A 26,012-nucleotide genomic window follows, 5' to 3' on the forward strand; every position below is an offset into this window, starting at 1 on the left:
TAGGAGATACAATGAAACAAAAAGAAGCAATTAAACAACATGCATTATCCCTTGCACAAGCAGCTTTTGATAAAAAAGGTCGACATATTGAAATCTTAGATTTAGAAGGCATTTCTATGTTAGGCGATTATTTTATGATTGTAAGTGCTAACAATATTAAGCAATCTCAAAGTATTGCTGATCAAATTGAAGATGTTGCAGCTGAACAAGGTATGACAGTGCTTCATCGTGAAGGTTATCGTGAAGGTGAGTGGGTTTTACTAGACTTCGGTGACATCATTTGCCATGTATTTGGCAATGATGAAATTCGTGAATTTTATGGTCTAGAAGCCTTATGGAATGACGCTGAGCGTGTTCCTTTTGAAGGAGAATAATATATGGCTAGCGAATTATTGGAGAATACCATAGCCACCCTACGTGTTTTACGTACCAGTGATCATGGTGCTTTCCTTGATGGTCAAACAGGTAATACAAATGATGATATATTACTCCATAAGGATCAACAAACATCACCAGTATCTATTGGAGATGATGTAGAGGTATTTTTATATCGTGATCCAAAGGGGCGTTTGACAGCTTCCATGCGATTACCAGCTATGAAGGTAGGACAAATTGGTTATGTTGAGGTTATTAATGTAACTAATTTTGGATGTTTCGTAGAGGTTGGTACTGAACGGGGGATTTTCATGCCTCACGCTGAAATGCGTGGTAGACCACAAGTCGGGGAAAAGGTATGGGTAAAACTCTATACCGATAAATCTGGTCGTATGGCTGTATCGATGGATGTTGATGATGAAATGCGCCGTGCTTCTAAGGCGGCTACAGAAGCTGTTGTAGGGCAACAAGTTAATGGTGCTATTTATAATTTGACTAGTGATGGTGCATTTTTCATTACTCCAGAGCGATGGATTGCTTTTTTGCATCGCTCTGAAATGACAAGAAAACTAAATGTTGGAGAAATGGTAGAAGCCCGCGTTACATTTAAACGTGACGATGGTCGTATTAATGTTTCTATGCGCCCTATAAAAGAGAAGGCATTGGTATCTGATGGTCAGATTATTATGGAATATCTTTTACAGCGGGGTGGTAAAATGCCTTATAGTGATGAGTCATCAGCAATGCTGATTAAAGATAAATTTAATATCAGTAAAGCTGCATTTAAACGTGCTATTGGTCATTTGATGAAGGACCGTCTTGTAGTTCAGGAAGATGGATGGACATTATTAACAGAAACGGGAAAAGAATGGACACCATCAACTGACAAAGAGGACTAAACTATGAAAATTATTGTAGTAGGTGCTGGTAAAGTTGGATATTCTTTGTGTGAAAGATTGGTTCAGGATGATCATGATGTATATCTTATAGATCGTTCACAAGAACGGATTCATAATTTAGAAAATATGCTAGATGTTAGCCTTGTTTGTGGCAATGGTAGCGATATTCAATTATTAAACGAAATTGGTATGTCTGATGTAGGCATATTTATTGCCGTTACCGACTCTGATGAAGTGAATATGTTATCCTGTGCGGTAGCCAAGATAGCTGGTGTTCCATCTACGGTAGCTCGTGTTAGAGATACGAATATCGCTGAAAATATGGATGACACAATGAAAGCACGGTTAGGTGTTGATTTATTCATCAATCCAGAGATGGTTACCGCTCAAGAGTTACTTCATATTATTGAAACACCATCTGCTCTTGATGTAGAGGAGTTTGGTCAAGGTTCTGTACGTTTGATAGAGTTTAAGATTAATAGTACATTTCCTCTCATCAATAAACCGTTAAAAGAACTAACTTTTCCAGAAGGGGTTTTATTAGTTGGTATATTACGCTTAGGCGAAATGATTATACCTCATGGTGAAAGTATTCTTTTACCTAATGATAGTGTTTTCTTTCTAGGCTTAAAAGATGGCGTTGATGCTGTTGAACAACAATGGTTTTCTAATCATGCGGCCTTTCATAAACGCGCTATTATCATTGGTGCTGGCTTGTTAGGTAGAAATCTTGCTGTATTATTAGAAAAATCTGGCTTTACGGTTAAGGTTATAGAAAAGGATATCGAGCGATGTGAAGCCTTGGCTGCTCAAGTGGATAAAGCAATTATTATCAATGGCGATGGTACGGATTTTGATTTGCTCGAAGCAGAAGAAGTGGCTGATAACGATGTTATCATTGCTCTCACAGATGACGATAAGCTGAATCTTCTTGTTGCTTTGGTGGGCAAGCATATGGGCATACCTAAAACTGTTGTTCGTGTAGGTCGTCCAGAATACATTATGTTAATGGAACAAGTGGGGATTGATATTGTATTTTCTCCTAGACTTATGACGGCAGGTCAAATACTAAGAATTGTACGAAGTGGTGAAGGCGTTGTGTCAATTTCAACCTTCGAAGGTGGTAAGGCTGAATCCATTGAAATTCTTATTACAGATCAATCACCAGTAGCAGGCAAACAACTTAAGGATATTCGCCTTCCTGGTAAAGCACTTGTTGGAGTTATACTCCGCGGTGATGAGGCTATTGTGCCGCGTGGTAATACAGAGATTTTGGTAGGGGACCATATTGTATTATTTACATTGCCAGAGTCAGTTACTAAATTATTAAACTATTTGACGTAGGGGTTATATGCGTATACAAATTGTCATGTCTTTGGTAGGGAAATTACTCTATATCTTTGGAGCATTTCTCCTTATACCATTCATATATAGCATTATATTTGAAACTGCATATTGGTCATTTGCTGTTACAGCTACTATATCAGGATTAGCAGGATTTTTATTGGTTACTAATGGTCATCAAAGTAAAAGTTTTAGCTTGCGTGATGGCTTTCTCGTAGTTGCATCTACGTGGCTTTCTACTATTTTACTTGGTTCCATTCCTTTTATGATATCTGGTATTCTCATTAATCCTGTAGATGCATTATTTGAAGCTTCTTCAGGGTTAACTGCTACAGGCGCTACAGTTATATATGATGTCGATCAAGCACCTAAAACTTTTATCCTTTGGCGTGGATTAATGCATTGGATAGGTGGTATGGGAATTATCGTTCTAATTTTGTCATTCTTACGTAACCTGGGTGCTGATGCAGCCCACTTTTTCAATGCTGAAGCATCCGTCCCTAAGCCAGGTGTAGTATTGCCACGTATACAATCAATGGCTTCCAAATTATGGTCTCTATATGTTGTATTTACGATAATTTGTTTTATTATGTTGTGGCTTGGCGGTATAGATCCTTTTAATGCTTTAAATTATGCTTTTTCCATTATAGCCACAGGGGGATTAACACCGACTACAGCTGGAACCTTTATATACAGTGATAATATATATATTTGTGTAGTATTCATTTTATTTATGATTATTGCTGGTGGCAACTTTGCTGTATATTACAACGTAATTCATAAAGGTTTTTCTGCATTAATCTCTGACTTTGAGACCCGTATGTATTGGCTCGTATTAGCTTTAGGTATTCTTATTACATTTATAGCTTTATGTATCCAATCCGAAGCTACTCATATAGGCAAGTTATTTCAAGATGCTGCATTTACTTTGGTTTCTATTCAAACAGGTAGTGGCTTTGCTGTGGCAGATTATGATTTATGGCCTGCTGCAGCTCAAATGATGTTATTTATATCTAGCTTTTTTGGCGGTTGTAGTGGTTCTACTACAGGGGGTGTTAAGATTATACGACTTATTATTCTAATCAAGAGTAGTATTATTTATTTGCGTAAGTCTATACATCCTGATATGGTTCAAGTTGTGCGAATCAATGGAAAACCATTGCCTGATAAATGGATTCGGATGACACAACAGTTCATATTCTTATATTTTATGATTTATGTAATTTCTGTTTTCTTTATGACTTGTTTTGGTTTGTCTACTAGTGACGCATTACAAATTGTAACGGCATTTCAAAGTAATGTAGGTTTAGCTTTTGCTAATTACGGTCCTACAGATACTTTTTCTATATTGCCTGATGGTGCTAAGATTATCGCTATAATAGATATGTTATTAGGCCGTCTGGAATTATTTACAATTTTAGTTATGCTACATCCACAATTTTGGGAAGGTTATTTTATTAAAAAGGATATGACAAAACGATATACAGTTCTATAATTCCTTTAATTACTGTATATGGCGGGTTTATTATAAGAGAAGGGAAACGTATATGGAGATAATAAAACGTCCACTAGGCTTATATAAAGCAAATTGTTACGTGTTAAAACAAGATAACCTATCCCTCATAATAGACCCTGGTTTTCACAGTCGACATATTATTGATATGGTTGGGGATACAACACCGTTAGCTGTTGTATTGACACATGGTCATTGCGACCATGTGTCTGCTCTCGATGAAATCTGTGAACATTATAAAATTCCTGCTTATTTACACAAAGGTGATCACGAATTATTACAGCTTATTCGTCGTCGTCCTAGTGTATATAAAAAGAAAATGTTTACACAATGTATCTCATTACATGAGGGTTCCTTAGAAATAGGTCCTTTCAAATTCTATGTTTATCATACACCGGGACATAGTGCTGGATCAGTTTGTTTGCAAATCGAAAATCATTTATTTACCGGTGATACTATATTTAAACAAAATGTGGGTAATAGTGATAATTATAATGGTAATGCAGATGATTTACGTAAAAGTCTTGATAAAATATTACAGTTAGATGATGCATTATTAGTGGAACCCGGACACAAAGATAGCACTATTTTGGGAGATGAAAAAAACTTCATTATGAATTTTAATATATAGTGTTGACAAAAACTCTGATAACCGATATACTAAGCAAGTACTTTGGATACGGCCCCGTGGTGTAGCGGTTAACATGTCGCCCTGTCACGGCGAAGATCGTCAGTTCAAATCTGATCGGGGTCGCCATTCATGCCTCGGTAGCTCAGTCGGTAGAGCAACGGACTGAAAATCCGTGTGTCGACAGTTCGATTCTGTCCTGAGGCACCATGTACATGCGGGAATAGCTCAGCGGTAGAGCACCGCCTTGCCAAGGCGGGGGTCGCGAGTTCGAATCTCGTTTCCCGCTCCACTTATATGGCGGCATAGCCAAGCGGTAAGGCAGAGGTCTGCAAAACCTTTATTCCCCAGTTCGATTCTGGGTGCCGCCTCCACAATCGTTACCCATGCCGGGGTGGCGGAACAGGCAGACGCAACGGACTTAAAATCCGTCGGTTAGAAATAACCGTACCGGTTCGATTCCGGTCCTCGGCACCATTAAGACTAACTTCGGTTAGTCTTTTTTTATTACTACTATACATATCTATCGATTCCAAGGAAATGAAACATGAAAAAGCCTAATTTACTAATTAGTGAATGTCTGTGTGGCGTTCACTGTAGATATGATGGAAAGAATAATAGAATAGATGAATTAGAATGTATTCAGTCATTATATAATATTATTCCAATTTGTCCGGAAATATTAGGCGGATTATCTACGCCTAGACCACCTGCTGAACGTGTGGGGCAGCTTGTAATCAATAATATAGGTGTAGATGTAACAAAAGAATTTGTCCGAGGTGCTTTGCGTACTTTAACTATTGCACAAGATAATAATTGCCATAGGGCCTTATTAAAGGCTAAAAGCCCTAGTTGTGGCTGTGGTGAGATTTATGATGGTACATTTTCTGGCATCTTAACAACAGGAAATGGTGTTACTACAGATTTATTGTTAGAAAATCATATAGAGGTATTTACAGAGAAAAACATAGATTCTCTTATACCGAAGAAAAGCGACGATTGACAGATTCAATCGTCGCTTTTGACGTTCTATTTACCCTGATTTACAGGATCATTAGTAAGTGGCTGTTCACCTAATAATGTAGTAAGGTTATGTAAATTAAATTGATATGCATCATTACTAAAGTCTCTTGATTTATCATAGCGGCTATTTGGTGCATGCATAAGTCCTACTAAGGTATCGTATAATAGATCATTAGTAAAATATTGTTGTTCATGATTTGTTAATGTCGTTGCTGTTTGAGGGTAGGCAGCACGATATTGAGGGGATAAGTAAATCCAGAACGGGATATGAGTCATCACAAAATCAAAGGTATCTGGATTATGTGATTTATCTAGACTTTCACCATGATCAGAAAAATATACCATGGCTTGGAGATTTAAATTATCTTTGCCATATGTGTAAATCTGTTGTAATAACCAATCCGTATATAGTTGGCTATTAGCATAGGCTTCAATACCATCAGGATAAGGACCTTTTTTCCATTTACTAAACTCGTGTGGATAACGGTCATTATAATAAATATGACTGCCCATAATATGGATAACAACAAAATTATTTTTCTTGGGATCTACATTTTTTAGTAATGGTAATAAAGCTTCATCGTATAAGTCTGAAAATCCATAAGACTCATGGGACCATTTGGTGAGGTCTGCTGTTTTAGCCATTAAGGAAATAGCCGTATCATATTCACCGAATACGCCTTGATTACTAAACCAAGATGTAGTATAACCGGCTTTTTTGGCAACGTCTAAGATATTGGCGGAGTCTAAAAATGGACGGTCATTATATTGATTACGTTCAGAAAGAGCTCGTTCTAAGGTTGGTACCGTTTGTACATATGAGGAATAAGCATTATTATAGAAGATAAAATCTTTATTGTTTGATTTCATATCTTCTTGCCAAGGTGTATCATCATACGGAAATTCTGGATTATATACTTTCATATAATCGCGAGAACTAGATTCCCCGATGACGAGAATAATTGTACCCGGTGTTTTCTTAGCTGCTGTATCAGATGTATTAACATTGAACGAGTCGAATACAATATGATGATTATCATTATATTGTTGCATTTCCTTTACATAGTTACCAGCTGCAATCCAATTGGCGATAATACAAGTTTGGGGAAATAAATAAAAAGGTACATATACTAGAAAGGCAACCATAGAGGCGACAAGTACGCCTAAACGTAATGGACGTGTTGTATTGATTTCAACTACACGTTTCATACCAAGATTACACCAATATAGGAATAGGGTGAACAGAATTAATCCGATGGCTACAGCAATGAGTCCAGGGATGCCTGCTGCGTTTTTTAGAAAGCCTAATGCTTCCTCAGGATTGGTCATATAGAGGGCTAATAGGCTAGCAGGTGTTAAGCAGTGCCACGTAGTCATATAGTAGCCAATTTGAATAAGAGGAATTAAGCTAAGTGTGGTGGCAAATAATGCCATAATAGCGGACGTTATTTTTTGAAAGCGTCCTGTTTGGGTTATTAAATATTGGATACCTGAAAGTCCCATAAATAGGAGTAAACCAAAGAGGAAATCATTAGCAAATTCGTAAAAATATAGGGGTTTTACATACGACCAATGAAATAAGAGCGGGAATGTTAATCCCCATAGTAGGCCTACAAGGCCGTAACCGATAAAAGGACGATGAAATACAGTGCAGCTCAAAAAATATTGGAATAAAAATAAACCAACCATTGTCGGCACTGCAAGAATAGTGATATTTTCAACATCTAGGCCTAGTGTAATGGGTTCATAAATCAAAAAAAGTGCAATATAGAGCACGATACCGATAATCCCAAAACGTAATATGGGGTTACGGAGAAGTTCTTTCACCGATGATAACATTGTAAATACCTTTCTAAAGGAGCTCTTAAAATAAACTATATAGTAATTCTTTACATTAATAAGATAGCAGAGAACAATAAAAAATACAATTATATATAACGAGCGTAGAAGAAATCTCTGATTTACGTTATAATTATATGATTGAAGATAAAGTATCAATAAGGAATGGGGATTCATGGGGGACTATAATTATAAGCTTGATGTATTTGAGGGACCACTCGATTTGCTCTTGCATTTAATTGAAAAACATAAGATAGAAATTACTGATATTCCTATTGTTGAAATTACAAGTCAATATTTGGAATATTTAGATAATTGGAATCATTTTGATATTCATTATAGTAGTGAATTTCTTGTAATGGCTTCAACATTATTGCAGATAAAATCTCGTATGTTATTACCTAAAGTTGAACCTGAGCCAGAGGAAAATGAAGATCCTCGTGATGAATTGGTGACGAAACTTGTGGAATTCAAAAAGATTAAAGATTTCACTCATTTACTTATGGAGAAGGCATCTATTGAGTCTAATGTATTTAGTCGTCCTGAAGAAACGAGTATATTGGGATTAGATAGCTACTATAATCTTGAGCTTACAAAGTTATATGATATTTTTTATACTGTATTAAATCGTACTGTAGAAAAAGAGTCCAATGAAAGGGTGCCACAAGTAACTGTTGAGAAAGATACATATAGTCTAGAGGATATGATTGTATCTTTATCTAGCCGTGCTCGTAGAGGTGAACGATTAGCCTTTAGAGACTTATTGATTGCTATTGAAACTCGAAGTGGTATGATTACGATTTTTATGGCTGTTTTAGAGTTATTAAAGCAGCAACAATTGATTATGCATTATGAATCAGAGGATATTATTTTTACAGCACCAGTCAATATAGACTGTAAGGATTTATCTATAGAGGAGGTTTAGCATGAAAACATCACATTTAGAAGCAGTTTTGTTTTCAGCTGCTAAGCCATTATCAATCGATGTTCTGATGGATGTGTTTGACCTTTCAAAAGAAGAGGTTGAAATATATATTGATACATTAGCTAGTGAATTAATTGAAGCTGAGAGAGGGATACGCATACGTGTTTCCGCAGCAGGAGTTGAACTTGTAAGCGATTCCTCATCTTCTGAATATGTAGGTCATATTCGTAAAAAAGAAGATAAGCTATCAAATGCAGCGATGGAAACATTAGCTGTGATTGCATATAAACAACCTATTACCAAAGCTGAAATTGAAGAGGTGCGTGGCGTAAATAGTGATAAGGTTATTAAACAATTATTATCTCGCGCTTTAATTGCTGAATTAGGTCATAAGGATACTGTGGGACGACCTATCTTATACGGTACTACCGATGAATTTTTGCGCAGCACAGGTGTAACATCTATTGATGATTTACATAAAGAGTTGGATATTACAAATGAAAGTGACGAATTAAATAATGATTAGCATTCATTATAGATAAGGATATAACATGGAACGTTTACAAAAATTTATTGCTAGTTGCGGTGTAGCATCACGACGTAAAGCAGAAGAACTGATTACCGAAGGTAAAGTATTAGTTAATGGTCGAAAAGTAACTGAACTGGGTGTAAAAGTAAATCCTTTAAAAGATAAGGTTAAGGTAAATGGTCAATTGTTGGCTGTTGAAAAACCAGTCTATTATTTACTTAATAAACCTAAAGGTGTCATTACATCTGTCACAGATCCTCAAGGCCGTGAAACAGTTTTAGATTATATTAAGAACGAAAAGAAACGAATTTATCCTGTAGGCAGACTTGATTTGAATACAGAAGGTTTATTGCTCTTAACCAATGATGGTGAGTTAGCACAAAATTTAACACATCCTTCTAAAGGCGTTGAAAAAACATACGAAGTTCGTGTAAAAGGCCGTGTTAAAGAAGATGATCTTCAAGTGATTGCGAATGGTGTTCCCTTAGAGGATGGTATTACATCTCCTGCAACGATTGTTGACTTAGGCTTTGATGATCATAATGGTGTTCACGAAGTTGAAATTACTATTCATGAGGGTCGCAACCGCCAAGTTCGTCGTATGTTTGAACATTTTGGATATCGTATTCATAATCTTAAACGTATTGCTTATGGTGGCTTATCACTAAGTGGTGTAAAACGTGGTGGTGTTCGACAACTAACTCAACGTGAAGTTAATGCTTTAAAATCGTTGGGAGATAAGAAATGAAGCAAATCGTTGTAATAGGTGGCGGTGCTGCCGGATTAATGGCTGCTGTTATCGCTGGTCGTGAGGGGGCTCGTGTTATTCTTCTGGAAAAGATGAATATGGTGGGCAAAAAAATGGGCATCACCGGTAAAGGACGTTGTAATATAACAAATAGTGCTGACATAAGTGATTTTATTAAAAATACACCGGGAAATGGTAAATTCTTATATGGTGCTTATGAGCGTTTTAGCAATATAGATTTATTAGCTCTTTTGCATGAATGGGGGTTGAAAACTAGGGTAGAAAGAGGCGGTCGTGTCTTCCCAGAATCTGACTCTGCGTTAGAGGTACGCAATCTCTTTATGAAGATGCTTAAGAAATATAATGTTACCGTTCATTTAAATGAAGCTGTTACAAAGATTGTTACAAAAGATAATGTAGTAACAGGTGTTGTTACAACTAAAGACTCCTATGCTTGTGAGGCTGTCATCATTGCTACCGGTGGTGCATCATATCCATTGACTGGGTCTACTGGTGATGGATATCGTTTGGCGGAAGGTGTAGGTCATAGTATTACAGATATACGTCCATCACTAGTACCCATTGTTACAGAAGAGTCTTGGGTAAAAGATATTATGGGCCTTAGCTTACGTAATGTAGAGGTATCTATAGTGTCTAAGGGAAAGGTACAGGCTAAAATGTTTGGCGAAATGATGTTCACTCATTTTGGTGTAACTGGGCCAACTATTTTATCTCTTAGTCATACAGTAGGTAAGCTATTGCGTAAGAAAAAAACAGCACCCATTGCAGTTTCCATTAATTTAAAACCTGCATTGACTCCTGAGGTTTTAGATAAACGATTACAGAAGGATTTTGATTTGTATTCTAAGAAACAATTAGCTAATGGCATGAAGGATTTATTACCCTCAAATCTTATTCCCATCATTATTTCCTTAGCTAAGTTAGATCCGGCTAAACCAATAAATCAAATTACTAAGGAAGAACGTCAGCAACTTTGTCATGTGTTACAACATATGACCTTAACTGTTAAAGGGCTTCGTCCTGTTGAGGAGGCTATCGTAACGGCTGGGGGTATTTCTTTAAAAGAATTTAATCCCAAAACTATGGAATCTAAATTAGTGAAAGGTTTATACGGTGCTGGTGAGGTACTTGATATAGATGCTTTTACAGGGGGCTATAATTTACAAGCTGCATTTTCTACTGGTTATGTAGCTGCTATGCATATTGTTCACGGCGAAGTTTAAGGGGGATGTAATGAGTCATAAAAAGATTGCTATTGCTATTGATGGACCTGCTGGTGCTGGTAAAAGTAGTATTTCAAAGGTGGTAGCAAAGGAATTACAATATTTATATATTGATACGGGTGCTATGTATCGCGCTGTTACGTGGGCTGTGTTGCATGAACATCTTGAGGTGTCCAATCAAAAAGCGGTAGAAGCCTTATTACCTTCTTTGGATTTGACTATGGAACCTACTGATACGGCGTTTAAGGTCTTTGTACGTGGTGAAGATATAACTGACTATATTCGACAACAAAAAATCAATGAAAATGTTTCAACCATTGCATCTTATAAAGGGGTTCGTCAATACTTGGTTGAGCGACAACAGGCGATGGCTTCGGTTGGTGGCGTTATTCTAGATGGTCGTGATATCGGGTCTGTCGTATTACCTAATGCGGAATTAAAGATTTATTTGACTGCATCTGTTGAGGCGCGAGCTATGCGCCGTTACTTAGAGGTTAAGGGTACAACTAATGAACAATCTTTAGAAGATATTAAAATTAGTGTTATGCAACGTGACGAGATGGACAAAACTCGTAAAGAGTCCCCGTTGATTCAGGTCGAAGATGCTATTTTGGTAGATTCCAGTAATATGACATTTGATGAAACAGTAGCTTATATTTTACATCTTGTACGGGAGCAGATTGAACATGAATAAAATATCTACATGGCTTTGGCGTACGGCCTTTTGGTTGCGTTACAAAGTTGGATATGGCTTAAAAATATATGGTCGAGATAACTTCCCTATGGAAGGCCCTGTTATCGTCGTTCCAAATCATTTGAGTAATAATGATCCACCAATTTGTGGCTATGCTCTTCCGAGACATGTACATTTTATGGCAAAACAAGAGTTATTTGTAAATCCAATTTCAAAATTTATCTGTACATGGTTAGGTGCATTTCCATTAAATAGAGGTGCTATAGATAAAGTTGCAATTCGACATGCTATGGGCTTATTAAAAGATCATAAGGTATTAGGTATTTTTGCGGAAGGGAATCGTCAAAAGAGTGGTAAACTTGGCCGATTCCATGATGGCGCAGCATCTATTGCGTTGCGCACAGGTGTTGGTATAGTACCAGTTGCGATAATTGGTTCTTATAATATGAAACGCGGCAAGGTAGCTTGTATTATTGGAAAGCAAATTCCCGTAGAAAAAGCAAAGGCCACACCTGAAGCTATTAATGCCGTTAATGATGTTGTAAAGGCTGAAATACAACGTATGATTGATTCGTATCATGAAAATCGTGTAGAGGAGACTTTATGGAAATAATTTTGGCAGAGAACCATGGTTTTTGTTATGGTGTAAAACGAGCTGTGGAAATGGCGAATGAGGCAGCCAATGGGGCTGGTAAAAGCTATACCTTAGGACCAATCATTCATAATCCACAGGTAGTAGGCCGACTTGAAAGTAAAGGTGTGAAACCTATTGATGAAGTTTCTGATATTGATTCAGGAACTATGATTATTCGATCCCATGGTGTAGGACCAGCCATTTATGAAGAGGCTGAAAATAAAGGGCTTAATATAGTAGATGCAACTTGTCCACATGTTAAAAAGGCCCAACAAGATGCTAAGTCTGTTATAGAAGATGGGATGACACTTGTTATTTTAGGCGAAAAAAACCATCCTGAGGTCAAAAGTATTAATTTATGGGCTAATAATGAAGGAATAATCATCGAAGATGAAAAATCCGCCAAAAAACTACAAATTGTTGAAAAAATGGGTGTTGTTGTACAAACAACCTTTTCACAATTCAAATTTACAAGTATAATAGAGATATTAGAGAAAAAATCTAAGAATCTTAAGATTTTCAAAACGATTTGCAATGCAACGCAGGAACGACAAAACTCTGCTGTTGAATTAGCTCGTAATGTAGATCTTATGATTGTGGTAGGTGGTAAGAATAGCGGCAATACAAACCGATTGGCAGAGGTTTGTCGTGACGTTGGATGTATGACTCACCACATTGAAACTTCTACTGAATTACAACTGGAATGGTTTAACCGAGTACAGACGGTAGGAGTAACAGCAGGAGCATCGACTCCCGACTGGATTATTAAGGAGGTCATTGAGACAATGAAAGATTTTGCAGAATTATTAGCAGCAGAAGGTCAAGAAGAATTTAAGAAAGGAAATGTTGTAGAAGGTCAAGTAGTCCAAGTAGAAGATGAACGCGCATGGGTATCTTTTGGCTACAAAACTGAAGCAATTTTGAATAGAACTGAAATTTCTTATCCAGCACCAAACTCTGCCAAAGATGTGTTGAAAAATGGTGATGAAATTAAAGCAGTTATCATGAACCACATCAAAGAAGATAATCCTATTTATCTTTCCATGACTCGTTTGGCTAAAGATGAAGATTGGCAATATGTTATCGAAGCTCAAGAAAAAGACGAGCCTATCGTATGTAAAGGTATCGACGCTATTCCAGCAGGCTTGGTGGTAACAGTAAAATCCCTTCGTGGTTTCATTCCATTGTCCCAAGGTGATGTGCATTTCGTAAAATCTTTGGACAACTTGGTTGGTACTGAATTCGAAGCAAAAGTTCTTGAAATCGATGAAAAGAAAAACCGTTTGGTTCTTTCCCGTCGTGCAGTACTTGAAGTGGAACGTCAAGCAAAATTAGCTGAAGCATTGAAAAACATTACTGTAGGCGAAAACTATAAAGGTATCGTTCGTAAAATTATGCCTTATGGTGCATTCGTAGATATCGGTGGTATTGAAGGTTTACTTCATATCTCTGACATTTCTTGGCAAAAAATCAAAAAAGTGGAAGATGTTCTTTCCGTTGGTCAAGAAATCGAAGTTAAATTACAATCCTTCGACGCTGAAAGCAACAAATTATCCTTATCTTTAAAAGCTTTGACTAAGAGCCCATGGGATGTTGCTGAAGAAACTTTACATGTTGGTGATGTTATCACTGGTAAAGTAGTACGTTTGGTAGCTTACGGTGCATTCGTAGCGGTTAACGACGATATTCAAGGTTTACTTCACATTTCTCAAATTACAAAACAACGTAATGCAAAAGTTGAAGATTATTTGAACCGTGGTCAAGAAGTTGAAGTTAAAATCATTTCTCTTAACAAAGATGAAAAGAAATTGGGCTTGGCTTTAACTGAGTTGATGGAATCTAAAGAAACTGAAGAAGACGCTGAATAATTCAGTATAATTCAGAATCTATAAAAAGGCTAATCAAGGTTTTCCTTGATTAGCCTTTTTGCGTACAATCCCCTTAATATGATAAAATGAAGTGATATATATTATAAATGAGGTGAAAGTATGGCAAAACCATTAGTGGCCGTTGTAGGCCGTCCAAATGTAGGTAAATCTACATTATTTAATGCCATTGTTAATAAGCGAATTTCTATTGTAGAAGACATTCCAGGTGTTACGCGCGATAGAATTTATTTTGATGCAGAGTGGTTAAATCGTGAATTTACTATGATTGATACCGGTGGCATTGAGTTCGTTACAGAAAATAGTCATGTTATTCCTAAAATGATGAGACTTCAAGCAGAACTTGCCATTGAAGAAGCTGATGTAATTCTTTTTGTAGTAGATGGTAAACAAGGAATTGTACCTGCCGACGAAGAGGTTGCTAATATTTTAAGAACTAGTGGCAAACCTGTAGTATTAGTTGTAAATAAGATTGATAGTGTTAACCAAGAAGCTAATATTTACGAATTCTATAATTTGGGCTTAGGTGATCCCATTGGTATTTCTGCTAAAAATTTAATGAACCTAGGTGATTTATTAGATGATACGGTTAAACATTTTCCACCAGTAGGAACGAATGTAGATGAAGAGGATACCATTCATGTTGCTATTATTGGTCGTCCTAATGTAGGTAAATCATCTCTAACTAATGCTTTATTAGGTCAAGATCGTGTTATCGTTTCTGATGTGGCAGGTACTACACGGGATTCTATCGATACCCATTGGAAACATGGGGATCAAAAATTTGTTCTTATTGATACGGCAGGTATGCGTCGTAAAGCTAAAATTGATGAAGCTGTTGAACGTTATAGTATCGTTCGTTCTCTTCGTTCTGTAGACCGATCCGATATTGTAGTTCTCGTTTTAGATGGCGTTGATGGCGTTACAGAGCAAGATAAAAAAATTGCCGGTTATGCTTATGAAGCTGGTAAGGGCGTTATCATTGTAGTAAATAAATGGGACCTTGTAGAAAAAGATGATAAAACTACATTGAGATACACTGAAGATATTTATGATGAATTAGGTTTCTTGCAATTTGCACCAATTCTATTTGCTTCTGCATTAACTAAGCAACGAATCCATCGTTTAGCGGATATGCTTAAATTCGTATCTGAACAACAATACCGTCGTGTTTCTACAGGTACTTTAAATCAGTTATTACAAGATGCTCAAACAGTAAATCCTGTTCCATCACGTAATGGCAGAATTCCGAAAATTTATTATATGACACAAGCTAGTGTTAAGCCACCAACTTTTATACTATTTGTAAATGAACCAGAATTAATCCATTTCTCGTATATGCGTTTCTTAGAAAACCGTTTACGCGAAAGTTTTGGATTCGAAGGGACTCCAATTCGATTAGTTCTTCGTGGTAAAAAACGTGAAGATGAAGATTAATAGTTATAAAGGATAAGGGTGAAAATGGTGGTTGAATTGATGTCCATATTAGGATATGCACTATTAGCCTATGTAATTGGCTCTATACCAAGCGGTCTTATTATCGGTAAATTGTTTTTTAATACAGATGTCCGTTTGTATGGTTCTAAAAATATTGGAGCTACTAATACCTATCGCGTCATTGGATTAAAAGCAGCGCTTCCTGTATTTTTCTGTGATGCCTTGAAGGGTGCTATTGGAGTGCTTTTGTTTTCTTCATTAAATCCAATGTATATGATTTTAGGTGGTATTTTGGCTATGGTTGGACATAACTGGTCACTATTCCTTGGGTTTAAAGGTGGTCGTGGTGTAGCAACTGGTTTAGGTGTACTAGTTGCATTATCTCCGATTGTTGCAGGCTTATGTTTTGCTATTTGGGGGATTATTGTATACTTCACTAAATTAGTCTCTCTTGGATCTATTGTGGCCGCAGCATTGGTTCCAATATTGATGTATGTAACTGGAGAATCTTGGTGGTTTGTAGGTTTTGGTGTATTAGCAGCATTGTTTGTTATTGTACGCCATAGAGAAAATATTAGTCGATTACTAGCCGGTAAAGAGTTGAAGGTAGAACGTGTCAAAAAAGGAGAGTAATATGAAAGTTTGCATCATCGGCTCTGGCAGTTGGGGCACAGCTCTAGCAATAAAATCAGTAGTCGCTGGTAATGATACCACCTTATATTGCAGACGTCCTGAATTTAGGGATGAACTCATTGCGTATAGAGAAAATAAGTCTTATTTACCTGGTGTTGCATTACCAAATGAGTTGGTTATTAGCTCGGATTTACAAACATCTATAGAACAAGCTGATATTGTACTCATCGTTACACCATCTATTCATGTGCGAACTGCTTTACAGAATTTAAAGCAATTTGCTCATAAAGATCAGATTTATGTTCTTTGCTCTAAGGGGGTGGAACGTAATACTGGCAAATTATTGACCACTGTTATGAAGGAAGAATTAGCATCTATAGGCTGTCATTTAACAGTTTTATCTGGTCCTAATCACGCAGAAGAAATTGGTCGGAATTTACCTGCCGCGGCTGTAGTGGGGACTACATCTATGGAGATAGGTAAAAAGGTTCAACAAGCCTTGCATAGTAAAAAGTTTCGTATATATACTAGCGATGACTATATCGGTGTTGAATTAGCTGGGGCTACAAAAAATGTAATAGCTTTGGCAGCAGGCATTGTTGATGGATTATCCTTGGGGGATAACTGTAAAGCATTATTATTAACTCGTGGATTGCATGAAATGACACGCTTTGGTCTAGCTATGGGGGCAAGGAAAGAAACCTATGCAGGATTAGCTGGAATGGGTGATTTAATTGCTACCTGTATGAGTCCACATAGTCGCAATCGATCTGCTGGTCAACAGTTAGCAGATGGTAAGACTATGGATTATATTATGAATCATACTAATATGGTAGTAGAAGGTTTTTTTGCTACTTCTATTATTCGTGATATGGCTATTGAGTATCATGTAGAAATGCCGATTACTCAAGCGCTATATGAGGTTTTATATGAAGAAAAGTCTCCTCGATTAGCACTGCAGGAATTGATGGGACGAGATAGCAAAATCGAAGTGTCATAATTGTAAAAGATACTTTTATTTTGAGTATTTATATACTATAATTAATGAGTATAATCTAGTGAGGATTGTATGCGAATTATTGGAGGCACTGCCAAAGGCCATACTATAAAATCTCCTAAAGGTGTGGATACGCGCCCAACATTGGATCGTGTTCGTGAAAGCATTTTCAATGTATTAGCGCATCGTGGCATATATGGTGCTCGCGTATTAGATTTATTTTCTGGTACTGGGGCAATTGCTATTGAAGCACTAAGTCGTGGAGCAGAATCAGCTATTGCTGTTGATTTTAGAACTGGTAAATTAATTCGTGAAAATGCCACTCATTGTCGCGTTGAGGATCGAATGCAAATTGTACCAAAAAAACTTTCACAACTAAAACATTTTATAGGTGACCAGCAGTTCGATTATATTTTTTCTGATCCACCATATGAAAATGGCTTTATACAAGAGACCATTGATTTTGTTGTGGCACATAATGCTTTAGCTGATGATGGCGTTTTAGTATTAGAACACCATAAAGATGAGGCTTTTACAATGCCACCAGAGTGGGAATGTATAAAGGAACAAAAATTTGGTTACACCCTTGTTTCATATTTTGTGAAACATAGTGAAAGGAGTTAGACCTTTGCGGATAGGAGTTTGCCCAGGAAGTTTTGATCCCGTAACAAATGGTCATGTTGACATTTTTGAACGTGGTAGTCGTTTAGTCGATAAGTTAATTATCGCAGTGAGTTCAAATCCTAATAAGAATTCACTGTTTACTATGGAAGAACGCGTTGAAATGATACGAAATTCTGTCAAACATATTCCTAATGTAGAAATCGACTGTACTGGTGGATTACTCAATGATTATGTTAAATCTAAGAATGCAACTATCATCATTCGTGGTCTTAGAGCACTTAGCGATTTTGAGTATGAATTCCAACGTGCTTTGTTTGCTAAGTATTTAGATGATGACATTGAAACAGTGTTTATTATGACGAATAATAAATATTCTTTTGTAAGCTCAACAGGGATTCGTGAGCTAGCCAAATTTGGTGGTAAATTGGAAGGACTTGTTCCTGACGATGTAAAGATTAAATTAGAAAAACGTTTTAACATCGATGGTAATGAATAATAGGAGTGAATTGTATGAAAACAGAAAAATTACTTGAAGATTTAGAGGTTCTTATTGAATCCAGCAGCCGTATTCCTATGACTACAAAACGCATGGTTGAAGAGGATGAAATTATGCGTATTATCGATGCTATCCAAGAATCTTTGCCGCTTGAGCTCGATGAATCTCGTCGTATTGTAGCTGAAAAAGATAAAGTATTAGCTGATGCTCAACGTCAAGCTGATACATTAATTGATCAAGCTAAAGACTATATTGCTAAATTGACAGCTGAAAGTGAACTTGTTAAACAAGCTCAAGAACAAGCTAATCAAATTATCAATGCAGCAAACCAATCCTCTGAAGAGTTAAAATCTAGTTCTATTCAATATGCTGGTGATGTATTGAAATATGTAGAAAATAACTTAGAAAAAACTTTGGAAAGCCTTCGTCAAAACCGTGAAAGCTTGCAACAAAGTGAACAAAAAGCTGAAAATCAATAAAAGCTAACATTATAATCTGATTGTATTATAGTGACGGTTACATAAAAGGGCCCCGATAGATTTCTATCGGGGCTTTTCTTATTCCTCATACATAGGTGGTTTTTCTGGTTCAACAATCATTGTTTGATGTGTATTAAAAATGACAAAGCCTAAAGGTGATTTAGGAGGCTTTTTAATATTTTTAATATATGTGTAGTCTACGGGTACCTTTGATGTATGACGGGCTTTACTAAAATAAGCTGCATATTTAGCTACTTGTGAGATAAGCATATCATCTGCATCATTATTGGTTCGTAAAATAAGGTGTGATCCTTGAACATCCTGTGTATGGAACCATAAATCATTAGGTTTGGCAAAACGATGTGTTAAATATTCATTTTGTTGGTTATTGCGGCCTATGTAAAGGTCGCCCTCTGGAATCTCCAAATGAATGTAATTAGATTTTCCTAGTTTATATGAAAGAGGTTTTTTAGATTTTTTTATTATACCAGCATCCATACATTCGTGTCGTATTTCCTCTAAGGATTCTCTCGTTGTTGCTAGTGATAAACTATATAAGATAGTTCTATAGTATTCTAATTTTATTGTACTTTGGTCCAACTGATATTGTCCGCTTATGATACGATTTTTCAGTTTAGTATAAAGCTTATAATACCATTGACCATTTTCTACGATTGTTAAGGTCGGCTTTAATGGAATGCTAATGGTTTCTGCTGACTCTGAAAGTAAATTCTGTACTTCGATAGAGGTTTGATATTGTACTTGTAAATGACCATTAATCATCAAAAGATCGCCATATAATTTATAGGTTTCCATTTTTTGTGTATCATCTAGCTCGTCCTTAATTTTTTTATGACGCAATTCCTCTTTTTTGATAGCGTTAGATATAATTCGCTCTAATTCCTTATCTGCTGTATGGATGGAACCAGTTGCAACAATAGATTCTTCAATTGCATTTGAAATAGATGGATATGTTTTGATTAATGTATAATCTATTTCAATAGGAAAAGGCATAAATATTTTTTTGCCCCTAGTATTTTCATACATCAATAATTGGTGGGCCACTAATAACTTTTCTTTTAAATTATATAGAGATTTATATAAACCTTGAAATGAAGTATCTGATAATGTGGTTAGTTCTTCTGAGCCATCTAAATTAGATTGATTAAGTACATAGTCTAATAAAGCTTTGCCAAAGCCATTAAATACAGAGCGAATGGTATTAATAACTGTACCAGAACCAAAGGTCTTTAGTAGATTAGAAATTTCTTCTTCAGAAAAATCTAGTAAGGAAACTCTGTTAGAGTTTGGTGGTAATTCATAGGCAATTTTAGGACCTACAGAGCGCTCTCGATTCATCATAGGCGATACATGGATGATGGACTCTAAAATAGTGTCGTTTTGAACAAATATACAGTTCGAATATTTCCCCATAAGTTCAATATATATAGATGTGGAGGTAATGGATCCATCCATTTCAAGCTTATCTATATGAATACATAGGATGCGGTCGCCATTAATTTGCTCTACCGATGTAATGCGACTACCTTCTATGTGTTTTCGTAAAAACATGCATAAAGAACTTGGTTCCTTCGGTAAGTCTTGTAGGGGATTGCAGATATATACTGCAGGATTAGCACCAACAGTAATCATGAGATTCATATCTTGATTAGCACTGCGCACTTTAAAAAGTAACGAATGTTTATCTACTTGATATAGTTTTTGTATTTGTCCACTCTGAAGGCTTTCATTTAGTTCTCTAGCCAATACAGACATGGTTAATCCGTCTAAATTCATGGTGATCCTTTCTTTTGGTGATACACGATGTATAGTTTAGTATATCATATATATTTGATAGATATCTTTAAGATTCGTGATACAATATATAAAAAAGGAGGGGATTTTATGAATAGTATGACGGGATTTGGGCGTGCAACCCAATTATTAGATGGTTTACAATGTACAATTGAGATTAAATCAGTTAACTCAAGATTTTTAGAGCTTAATATACGGAGCCCTAAACAAGTAAACTCAGTAGAGCATATTATCCGTAAATGCATCCAAAAGGTTATGCATCGAGGAAAGGTTGATGTCTATGTGACCCTACAAGATGTGGGGGATAGAACTAAGAGTTTCTTAATTAATAGCGCTTTGAAAGCACAAATACAAGATTTACTTGTGGCAGAAAAATTTTATGCATCACCACAAGAAGTACCTTTATCTGCCGTTATGTCTATATCTAATGATTGGGTACAGGTTAAGGATGATGAGATAACAGAGGATTCACTTACTGCTCTAATTACTGAAACCATAACCAATGCTCTTGAGGCATTAATAACAATGCGTCAAGCAGAGGGAGTTCATATTCAACAGGATTTGTTACAGAGACTTTCAGAAATGACAGAAATTATTGATTATATCAATGAGCATAAAGACGATGCTGTGGTCGCCTATAAAGAACATTTACGAACTAAAATTAATGAATATGTTGAAAATTTAAATATTACTATCAATGAAGATCGTTTACTCCAAGAGGTTGCCATTATAGCAGATAAAACAGATATTACGGAAGAGATTGTCCGATTTAGGTCTCATGTGGTACAATTAACAAATACACTTATGAAGAATGAACCTATTGGTCGCAAGTTAGATTTTATCATCCAAGAAATGAATCGCGAGGTCAATACGATTGGCTCGAAAGCGATGGATATAACATTGACAGATCATGTGGTACAATTGAAATGTGAATTAGAAAAAGTAAGAGAACAAGTACAGAACATTGAGTAAGGAGGTCTGTTTATGAGTATCCAATTACTAAACATTGGATTTGGTAATATGGTTTCTGCTAATCGTGTTATTGCCATAATTAGCCCTGAATCTGCTCCTATTAAACGTATGGTTCAAGATGCTAGAGATAAAAGTCTCCTCATAGATGCAACCTATGGTCGTAAAACTCGGGCTGTACTCGTTATGGATAGTGGGCAAATTGTATTGTCAGCTATTCAACCTGAAACAGTGGCACACCGTATTGTGCAACACGAAGTTGATGAGGATACTGTTGAAGCTTAGGAGTTAATATGGCAGATCGAGGTTTATTAATTGTCATCTCCGGTCCATCTGGTGCAGGTAAGGGTACTATTTGTTCTAATATACGCGGCGAAATGCCTAATCTCGTATATTCTGTATCTATGACTACACGGGAACCACGGGTTGGAGAAAAGGAAGGAATTAATTATTTCTTTCGTACAAAAGAAGAGTTTGAATCATTATTGTCAGAAGATGCTTTTTTAGAGTATGCTAAGGTGTATGATAATTATTATGGTACTCCAAAACAACATGTAATGAACTTGTTGGATGAGGGTAAGAGTGTACTTCTTGAAATCGACATTCAAGGCGCTATGCAAGTTAAAGAACGTTTTAGTGATGCAGTATTTATTTATATTGTACCTCCATCTTTAACTGAATTATCTGAACGACTTTACAATCGTGGAACTGATGCAAAGGAAGTTATAGATAAGCGATTGTCATTGGCTTGCTCTGAATTAGCATTAGCTCATCGTTATGATTACATTGTAGTCAATGATGATTTAGAAGATGCTTCTGTGAAGGTTGCTTCTATTTTACGTGCTGAAGCTTGTAAGATTAGCCGTAATAAAGAGCAAATTAAATATATTTACAAACAATATCAAGAATCTAAGGAGAAGTGATAGTATGATGGTAAAACCTCCATTGAAAACATTGGAAAAACGTGTAGATAGTAAATATACATTAGTAACATTAGCAGCTAAGCGTGCTCGTGAATTGACTGATGGTGAAGATTGTCTTGCAACTGATATGCATAATACAGATAAACCGGTGTCTTTAGCATTCTATGAAATTGCTGAAGGTGAAGTAACATATAAACGCACTAAAGAAGGTATTAAATAATTTTACTCAAGATTCCTTGTACATTTTGTACAAGGAATTTTTAAAAGGAGAATTATGAAAGGGAAACATATTATTGTAGGCGTTTCAGCAGGTATTGCTGCATATAAAGCAATTGAAGTGGTTAGTCGTTTACGAAAAGCTGGGGCAGAGGTCAAAGTGGTAATGACAAAAAATGCCACTCATATTGCGACGCCTATGACATTTGGTGAGATTAGCGGTCACCCAGTGGCTGTTGATATGTGGGAAGAAATTCACGATTGGAATGTAGAGCATATTGCTCTAGCGACATGGGCTGATGCTTATATTGTTGTACCAGCTACGGCAAATGTAATTGGCAAAATTAGAGCAGGTATTGCAGATGATATGTTGACAACGACAATTATGGCTACTTCAGCTCCTAAATTTTTGTGCCCTGCTATGAATACAGAGATGTTCAACAATCCTATTGTACAGCGAAATCTAGAGGATTTAGCATCCTTCGGTTATCATATCATGGAACCTGATGCTGGATGGCTTGCTTGTGGTGTAACTGGTGTTGGTAGATTACCATCTCCAGAGAACATCGTCGCATGGTTAACTAAAGAATTGCAATTATTAGATGGTACTGGAAAACTATCTGGTAAAACTGTACTTGTTACTGCTGGTGGGACGCAAGAGAACATTGATCCTGTGCGTTATATTGGTAATAGATCTAGTGGTAAAATGGGCTATTCTATTGCTGAAGCTGCTCTTAAAGAAAATGCTCGTGTAATTCTAGTAAGTGCTCCCACATCTCTTGATGTTCCAGATGGCGTTGAATATGTACCTGTAGATTCTGCAGAAGCAATGCAAGAAGCAGTTAATTCATATTATGATATTACTGATGTTGTCATCATGGCAGCTGCTGTTTCCGATTTTAGAGTGGCCAATAAAGCACCTCAAAAAATAAAAAAAATGGAGACCATGACCTTAGAGCTTGTAAAGAATCCTGATATACTTAAAGGTTTAGGAGAGCTCAAGACACATCAATTGCTTGTTGGTTTTGCTGCAGAGACGGAACATGTTGTCGATTATGGTATGGATAAAGTTCGTCGTAAGAATCTAGATATGTTAGTGGCTAATGATGTTAGTAAATCCAATGCTGGATTTAACGTAGATACTAATGAAGGTTTTTTCTTATATCCTAATAAAGAGCCAAAGGTAATGCCAAATATGCAAAAATCTGAACTTGCTAGATATATAATTGGCGAGGTTGTTGAATTGTTGGCATCGAATTAATAAATCTATTGTAGTTACAGTTTGTAGTTATAGAAAGAAGTGTTTATTTGTGTTTGCCATACAGAGGGCATATCAACAAGGATCATTAGCTAAGTCTCAATGGAGTAATAATATTGTAGCGGGTTTAGTTGTAGGCGTAGTTGCATTACCACTGGCTATGGCCTTTGCCATCGCCAGTGGTGTTACACCACAGGCTGGTATATATACAGCTATTATTGCGGGTATATTTGTGTCAATTTTTGGGGGATCACAAGTTCAAATTGCTGGTCCTACAGGTGCATTTATTGTTCTTTTAAGTAGCATTGTAGTGACCTATGGATTCGATGGACTTCAAATCGCTACCATGATGGCAGGTATTATGTTGCTATTGATGAGTGTAGCAAAATTAGGCAATGTTATTAGATTTATTCCTGCGCCTGTTATTATGGGCTTTACAGCCGGTATTGGGGTCACTATATGGGTTGGGCAATGGCCGTATTTCTTTGGATTTCCTTCGTTGCCTTATGTAGAACACTTTCATGAAAAATTGTGGCTCATGATACAATCTTTGCCATATTCTGATATACCTACATTATGCATTTCCATATTTAGCTTAATTTTATTACTTGTATTACCTAAGATTCCATATATTAATAAAGTACCAGCTCCTATTGTGGCTATGGTGATAGCTACTTTTATTCAAGGGTATTATCAATTTCCAACGGTACAAACGATTGGTACTGCTTTTGGCGGGATTCCTCCAGGCCTACCAGAATTTTCGTTTCCAAGTTTATCTTTAGATAAAATATTTTCCTTGATGGGGCCAGCATTTACGATTGCCATGTTAGGTGCCATTGAATCCTTATTATCTGCTGTCGTAGCAGATGGGATGAGTGGACAAAAACATGAGTCAAATACAGAATTGTTTGGCCAAGGTTTAGCCAATATATTTGCTCCGCTATTTGGTGGTATTGCTGCGACAGGTGCTATTGCTAGAACGGCAACTAATATTCGCCAAGGTGGGACATCTCCATTGGCAGGAATTGTACATGCTATTACATTAGGTGCTATTTTATTATTCTTAGCGCCATATGCTGTATATATCCCACTAGCCTCTATGGCAGCCATATTATTTGTCGTATCTTATAACATGAGTGATGCACCACGTTTTATACGCATGATTCGTTTAGCGCCAAAAGCCGATCAAACTATCTTGATTTTAACATTCTTTTTAACTATATTTACTGATTTAGTTGTTGCTGTTAATGTCGGTGTAGTATTGGCTGTATTACAATTTATGCGTAAAATGATCGAAACCGTTGATGTTCACGAAGTGAGTTGTAAAGAATTATCCGAACAAATTAAACACGAAATTGAAATACATCCAGATATTATGGTATATACTGTGGAAGGGCCACTTTTCTTTGGCGCTATAACAGCTTTTGAAAGAGCATTAAATTCGATTCATAAGGACCCAAAATATTTAATTATTAGATTTGGAGCAGTCCCTTTTGTAGATTTAACAGGTCTACGTATTTTGAAAGGGATTATCGAAGAATTACAGGCTAGAAATATTGAAGTTTTACTAAGTGATATCAATTATGATATTCGTCGTGAAATGTATAAGTCCGACTTTCTTGATATTTTGGGCCGTCATCACTTGTATCGGAGATTTGAAAGTGCATTACATAAAGTAGAACATGACTTATCTTTACAAGATAAGGAATAGCTTGCTTTTTTTTCTAAAATCGTTTACAATGTAAAACAAGATTTAACTCATCAAGAGTAGTGGAGGGAAAGGCCCGTTGAAGCTACAGCAACCCTTTATTAAAGAAGGTGCTAAATCCGACAGTCAAGTACTGATAGATGGGTCTCCCTCATGAGAGACCATGAGGGATTTTT

General features: G+C 36.4%; 27 protein-coding genes, 5 tRNA genes and 1 riboswitch. Of the genes, 30 read left to right on the forward strand and 2 right to left on the reverse strand.

Translation table 11 applies throughout. From position 1 onward, the window contains the following. Positions 1-11 precede the first annotated feature (11 nt). From rsfS to VEI_RS04220, 11 genes are all read left to right on the forward strand, one after another. Positions 12-374, forward strand: coding sequence for a ribosome silencing factor (gene rsfS, locus VEI_RS04170; protein ID WP_059362191.1), 363 nt, complete (start codon positions 12-14; stop codon positions 372-374). Between the two features lie 3 nt (positions 375-377). After that, entirely contained in the window at positions 378-1,274 is an 897-nt protein-coding gene (locus VEI_RS04175; RefSeq protein ID WP_059362194.1) for a CvfB family protein, read from the forward strand. Between the two features lie 3 nt (positions 1,275-1,277). Then, entirely contained in the window at positions 1,278-2,618 is a 1,341-nt protein-coding gene (gene trkA, locus VEI_RS04180) for a Trk system potassium transporter TrkA (RefSeq protein ID WP_059362200.1), read from the forward strand. Between the two features lie 7 nt (positions 2,619-2,625). After that, positions 2,626-4,113 (forward strand): TrkH family potassium uptake protein, encoded by a 1,488-nt coding sequence (locus tag VEI_RS04185; protein WP_059362203.1) that lies wholly within the window; start codon positions 2,626-2,628, stop codon positions 4,111-4,113. A gap of 52 nt (positions 4,114-4,165) precedes the next feature. Next, on the forward strand, positions 4,166-4,762 hold the full coding sequence (locus VEI_RS04190) for an MBL fold metallo-hydrolase (protein WP_059362206.1): 597 nt from the start codon (positions 4,166-4,168) through the stop codon (positions 4,760-4,762). A gap of 50 nt (positions 4,763-4,812) precedes the next feature. Next, a tRNA-Asp gene (locus tag VEI_RS04195) sits at positions 4,813-4,888 on the forward strand. Positions 4,889-4,893: 5 nt separating this feature from the next. Continuing rightward, positions 4,894-4,969 (forward strand) — tRNA-Phe (locus VEI_RS04200). A gap of 7 nt (positions 4,970-4,976) precedes the next feature. Continuing rightward, positions 4,977-5,051 (forward strand) — tRNA-Gly (locus VEI_RS04205). Between the two features lie 7 nt (positions 5,052-5,058). Continuing rightward, positions 5,059-5,133, forward strand: a tRNA-Cys gene (locus VEI_RS04210). 14 nt (positions 5,134-5,147) lie between these two features. Then, a tRNA-Leu gene (locus VEI_RS04215) sits at positions 5,148-5,236 on the forward strand. A 70-nt stretch (positions 5,237-5,306) separates the two neighbouring features. Beyond that, entirely contained in the window at positions 5,307-5,762 is a 456-nt protein-coding gene (locus VEI_RS04220) for a 2-thiouracil desulfurase family protein (protein ID WP_059362211.1), read from the forward strand. A gap of 26 nt (positions 5,763-5,788) precedes the next feature. On the opposite strand, the gene VEI_RS04225 is transcribed toward VEI_RS04220, so the two are convergent. Further along, positions 5,789-7,621: a phosphoethanolamine transferase gene (locus VEI_RS04225; protein ID WP_059362214.1), complete on the reverse strand. Its 1,833-nt coding sequence runs from the start codon at positions 7,619-7,621 to the stop codon at positions 5,789-5,791. A gap of 175 nt (positions 7,622-7,796) precedes the next feature. Here VEI_RS04225 and VEI_RS04230 point away from each other — a divergent pair, with 175 nt between their 5' ends. From VEI_RS04230 to VEI_RS04290, 13 genes are all read left to right on the forward strand, one after another. After that, positions 7,797-8,546, forward strand: a complete 750-nt coding sequence (locus VEI_RS04230; protein WP_059362217.1) for a segregation and condensation protein A — start codon at positions 7,797-7,799, stop codon at positions 8,544-8,546. 1 nt (position 8,547) lies between these two features. Next, positions 8,548-9,072 (forward strand): SMC-Scp complex subunit ScpB, encoded by a 525-nt coding sequence (gene scpB / locus VEI_RS04235; RefSeq protein ID WP_059362220.1) that lies wholly within the window; start codon positions 8,548-8,550, stop codon positions 9,070-9,072. A 25-nt stretch (positions 9,073-9,097) separates the two neighbouring features. Next, the gene (locus tag VEI_RS04240; protein WP_059362223.1) at positions 9,098-9,823 is read left to right on the forward strand and encodes a pseudouridine synthase; all 726 of its coding nucleotides are present in this window, start codon (positions 9,098-9,100) and stop codon (positions 9,821-9,823) included. Then, complete coding sequence (locus VEI_RS04245; RefSeq protein WP_059362226.1) at positions 9,820-11,067, forward strand: BaiN/RdsA family NAD(P)/FAD-dependent oxidoreductase; 1,248 nt, start codon at positions 9,820-9,822, stop codon at positions 11,065-11,067. Before VEI_RS04240 ends, VEI_RS04245 begins: the two co-directional genes overlap by 4 nt. 10 nt (positions 11,068-11,077) lie before the next feature. Beyond that, positions 11,078-11,761 (forward strand): (d)CMP kinase, encoded by a 684-nt coding sequence (gene cmk / locus VEI_RS04250; protein ID WP_059362229.1) that lies wholly within the window; start codon positions 11,078-11,080, stop codon positions 11,759-11,761. Next, a complete protein-coding gene (locus VEI_RS04255; RefSeq protein ID WP_059362231.1) occupies positions 11,754-12,374 on the forward strand; it encodes a lysophospholipid acyltransferase family protein in 621 nt (206 codons plus the stop codon). Before cmk ends, VEI_RS04255 begins: the two co-directional genes overlap by 8 nt. Next, the gene (locus tag VEI_RS04260; RefSeq protein WP_059362234.1) at positions 12,365-14,263 is read left to right on the forward strand and encodes a bifunctional 4-hydroxy-3-methylbut-2-enyl diphosphate reductase/30S ribosomal protein S1; all 1,899 of its coding nucleotides are present in this window, start codon (positions 12,365-12,367) and stop codon (positions 14,261-14,263) included. The genes VEI_RS04255 and VEI_RS04260 overlap by 10 nt, the downstream gene beginning before the upstream one ends. A gap of 120 nt (positions 14,264-14,383) precedes the next feature. Then, the gene (gene der / locus VEI_RS04265) at positions 14,384-15,718 is read left to right on the forward strand and encodes a ribosome biogenesis GTPase Der (RefSeq protein ID WP_059362238.1); all 1,335 of its coding nucleotides are present in this window, start codon (positions 14,384-14,386) and stop codon (positions 15,716-15,718) included. Between the two features lie 24 nt (positions 15,719-15,742). Beyond that, positions 15,743-16,351, forward strand: a complete 609-nt coding sequence (plsY, locus tag VEI_RS04270; protein WP_082161455.1) for a glycerol-3-phosphate 1-O-acyltransferase PlsY — start codon at positions 15,743-15,745, stop codon at positions 16,349-16,351. Position 16,352: 1 nt separating this feature from the next. Beyond that, the gene (locus VEI_RS04275) at positions 16,353-17,351 is read left to right on the forward strand and encodes an NAD(P)H-dependent glycerol-3-phosphate dehydrogenase (protein ID WP_059362241.1); all 999 of its coding nucleotides are present in this window, start codon (positions 16,353-16,355) and stop codon (positions 17,349-17,351) included. Positions 17,352-17,420: 69 nt separating this feature from the next. After that, positions 17,421-17,972 carry a 16S rRNA (guanine(966)-N(2))-methyltransferase RsmD gene (gene rsmD, locus VEI_RS04280; RefSeq protein ID WP_059362244.1) on the forward strand — a complete coding sequence of 184 codons (552 nt, stop codon included), beginning with the start codon at positions 17,421-17,423 and terminating at the stop codon, positions 17,970-17,972. Between the two features lie 4 nt (positions 17,973-17,976). Further along, the gene (gene coaD / locus VEI_RS04285; protein ID WP_059362247.1) at positions 17,977-18,468 is read left to right on the forward strand and encodes a pantetheine-phosphate adenylyltransferase; all 492 of its coding nucleotides are present in this window, start codon (positions 17,977-17,979) and stop codon (positions 18,466-18,468) included. A gap of 14 nt (positions 18,469-18,482) precedes the next feature. Then, positions 18,483-18,947 carry a hypothetical protein gene (locus VEI_RS04290; protein WP_059362250.1) on the forward strand — a complete coding sequence of 155 codons (465 nt, stop codon included), beginning with the start codon at positions 18,483-18,485 and terminating at the stop codon, positions 18,945-18,947. 78 nt (positions 18,948-19,025) lie between these two features. Here VEI_RS04290 and VEI_RS04295 read toward each other — a convergent pair whose 3' ends face one another. Beyond that, positions 19,026-20,744 carry an Rqc2 family fibronectin-binding protein gene (locus VEI_RS04295; RefSeq protein ID WP_059362253.1) on the reverse strand — a complete coding sequence of 573 codons (1,719 nt, stop codon included), beginning with the start codon at positions 20,742-20,744 and terminating at the stop codon, positions 19,026-19,028. A 108-nt stretch (positions 20,745-20,852) separates the two neighbouring features. Here VEI_RS04295 and VEI_RS04300 point away from each other — a divergent pair, with 108 nt between their 5' ends. From VEI_RS04300 to VEI_RS04325, 6 genes are read left to right on the forward strand one after another with little or no spacing between them, the layout of a single operon-like run. Next, a complete protein-coding gene (locus VEI_RS04300) occupies positions 20,853-21,734 on the forward strand; it encodes a YicC/YloC family endoribonuclease (RefSeq protein WP_059362256.1) in 882 nt (293 codons plus the stop codon). Positions 21,735-21,746: 12 nt separating this feature from the next. Next, a complete protein-coding gene (gene remA / locus VEI_RS04305) occupies positions 21,747-22,016 on the forward strand; it encodes an extracellular matrix/biofilm regulator RemA (protein WP_005379012.1) in 270 nt (89 codons plus the stop codon). An 8-nt stretch (positions 22,017-22,024) separates the two neighbouring features. After that, positions 22,025-22,654, forward strand: coding sequence for a guanylate kinase (gmk, locus tag VEI_RS04310; RefSeq protein ID WP_059362259.1), 630 nt, complete (start codon positions 22,025-22,027; stop codon positions 22,652-22,654). Between the two features lie 4 nt (positions 22,655-22,658). After that, on the forward strand, positions 22,659-22,874 hold the full coding sequence (gene rpoZ / locus VEI_RS04315; protein ID WP_059362263.1) for a DNA-directed RNA polymerase subunit omega: 216 nt from the start codon (positions 22,659-22,661) through the stop codon (positions 22,872-22,874). Between the two features lie 54 nt (positions 22,875-22,928). Then, entirely contained in the window at positions 22,929-24,131 is a 1,203-nt protein-coding gene (coaBC, locus tag VEI_RS04320) for a bifunctional phosphopantothenoylcysteine decarboxylase/phosphopantothenate--cysteine ligase CoaBC (protein WP_059362267.1), read from the forward strand. A 49-nt stretch (positions 24,132-24,180) separates the two neighbouring features. Further along, entirely contained in the window at positions 24,181-25,839 is a 1,659-nt protein-coding gene (locus VEI_RS04325; RefSeq protein ID WP_059362270.1) for a SulP family inorganic anion transporter, read from the forward strand. Between the two features lie 44 nt (positions 25,840-25,883). After that, positions 25,884-25,983, forward strand: a riboswitch (SAM riboswitch). Positions 25,984-26,012 lie beyond the last annotated feature (29 nt).

This window comes from Veillonella tobetsuensis (genome assembly GCF_001078375.1).
Lineage (GTDB): Bacteria > Bacillota > Negativicutes > Veillonellales > Veillonellaceae > Veillonella > Veillonella tobetsuensis.

What these genes read in the sequence shown, in the direction of transcription:
- rsfS (WP_059362191.1), top strand. Translation starts at nt 12, where the DNA reads ATGAAACAAAAAGAAGCAATTAAACAACATGCATTATCCCTTGCACAA.
- VEI_RS04175 (WP_059362194.1), top strand. Translation starts at nt 378, where the DNA reads ATGGCTAGCGAATTATTGGAGAATACCATAGCCACCCTACGTGTTTTA.
- trkA (WP_059362200.1), top strand. Translation starts at nt 1,278, where the DNA reads ATGAAAATTATTGTAGTAGGTGCTGGTAAAGTTGGATATTCTTTGTGT.
- VEI_RS04185 (WP_059362203.1), top strand. Translation starts at nt 2,626, where the DNA reads ATGCGTATACAAATTGTCATGTCTTTGGTAGGGAAATTACTCTATATC.
- VEI_RS04190 (WP_059362206.1), top strand. Translation starts at nt 4,166, where the DNA reads ATGGAGATAATAAAACGTCCACTAGGCTTATATAAAGCAAATTGTTAC.
- VEI_RS04220 (WP_059362211.1), top strand. Translation starts at nt 5,307, where the DNA reads ATGAAAAAGCCTAATTTACTAATTAGTGAATGTCTGTGTGGCGTTCAC.
- VEI_RS04225 (WP_059362214.1), bottom strand. Translation starts at nt 7,621, where the DNA reads ATGTTATCATCGGTGAAAGAACTTCTCCGTAACCCCATATTACGTTTT.
- VEI_RS04230 (WP_059362217.1), top strand. Translation starts at nt 7,797, where the DNA reads ATGGGGGACTATAATTATAAGCTTGATGTATTTGAGGGACCACTCGAT.
- scpB (WP_059362220.1), top strand. Translation starts at nt 8,548, where the DNA reads ATGAAAACATCACATTTAGAAGCAGTTTTGTTTTCAGCTGCTAAGCCA.
- VEI_RS04240 (WP_059362223.1), top strand. Translation starts at nt 9,098, where the DNA reads ATGGAACGTTTACAAAAATTTATTGCTAGTTGCGGTGTAGCATCACGA.
- VEI_RS04245 (WP_059362226.1), top strand. Translation starts at nt 9,820, where the DNA reads ATGAAGCAAATCGTTGTAATAGGTGGCGGTGCTGCCGGATTAATGGCT.
- cmk (WP_059362229.1), top strand. Translation starts at nt 11,078, where the DNA reads ATGAGTCATAAAAAGATTGCTATTGCTATTGATGGACCTGCTGGTGCT.
- VEI_RS04255 (WP_059362231.1), top strand. Translation starts at nt 11,754, where the DNA reads ATGAATAAAATATCTACATGGCTTTGGCGTACGGCCTTTTGGTTGCGT.
- VEI_RS04260 (WP_059362234.1), top strand. Translation starts at nt 12,365, where the DNA reads ATGGAAATAATTTTGGCAGAGAACCATGGTTTTTGTTATGGTGTAAAA.
- der (WP_059362238.1), top strand. Translation starts at nt 14,384, where the DNA reads ATGGCAAAACCATTAGTGGCCGTTGTAGGCCGTCCAAATGTAGGTAAA.
- plsY (WP_082161455.1), top strand. Translation starts at nt 15,743, where the DNA reads ATGGTGGTTGAATTGATGTCCATATTAGGATATGCACTATTAGCCTAT.
- VEI_RS04275 (WP_059362241.1), top strand. Translation starts at nt 16,353, where the DNA reads ATGAAAGTTTGCATCATCGGCTCTGGCAGTTGGGGCACAGCTCTAGCA.
- rsmD (WP_059362244.1), top strand. Translation starts at nt 17,421, where the DNA reads ATGCGAATTATTGGAGGCACTGCCAAAGGCCATACTATAAAATCTCCT.
- VEI_RS04290 (WP_059362250.1), top strand. Translation starts at nt 18,483, where the DNA reads ATGAAAACAGAAAAATTACTTGAAGATTTAGAGGTTCTTATTGAATCC.
- VEI_RS04295 (WP_059362253.1), bottom strand. Translation starts at nt 20,744, where the DNA reads ATGAATTTAGACGGATTAACCATGTCTGTATTGGCTAGAGAACTAAAT.
- VEI_RS04300 (WP_059362256.1), top strand. Translation starts at nt 20,853, where the DNA reads ATGAATAGTATGACGGGATTTGGGCGTGCAACCCAATTATTAGATGGT.
- remA (WP_005379012.1), top strand. Translation starts at nt 21,747, where the DNA reads ATGAGTATCCAATTACTAAACATTGGATTTGGTAATATGGTTTCTGCT.
- gmk (WP_059362259.1), top strand. Translation starts at nt 22,025, where the DNA reads ATGGCAGATCGAGGTTTATTAATTGTCATCTCCGGTCCATCTGGTGCA.
- rpoZ (WP_059362263.1), top strand. Translation starts at nt 22,659, where the DNA reads ATGATGGTAAAACCTCCATTGAAAACATTGGAAAAACGTGTAGATAGT.
- coaBC (WP_059362267.1), top strand. Translation starts at nt 22,929, where the DNA reads ATGAAAGGGAAACATATTATTGTAGGCGTTTCAGCAGGTATTGCTGCA.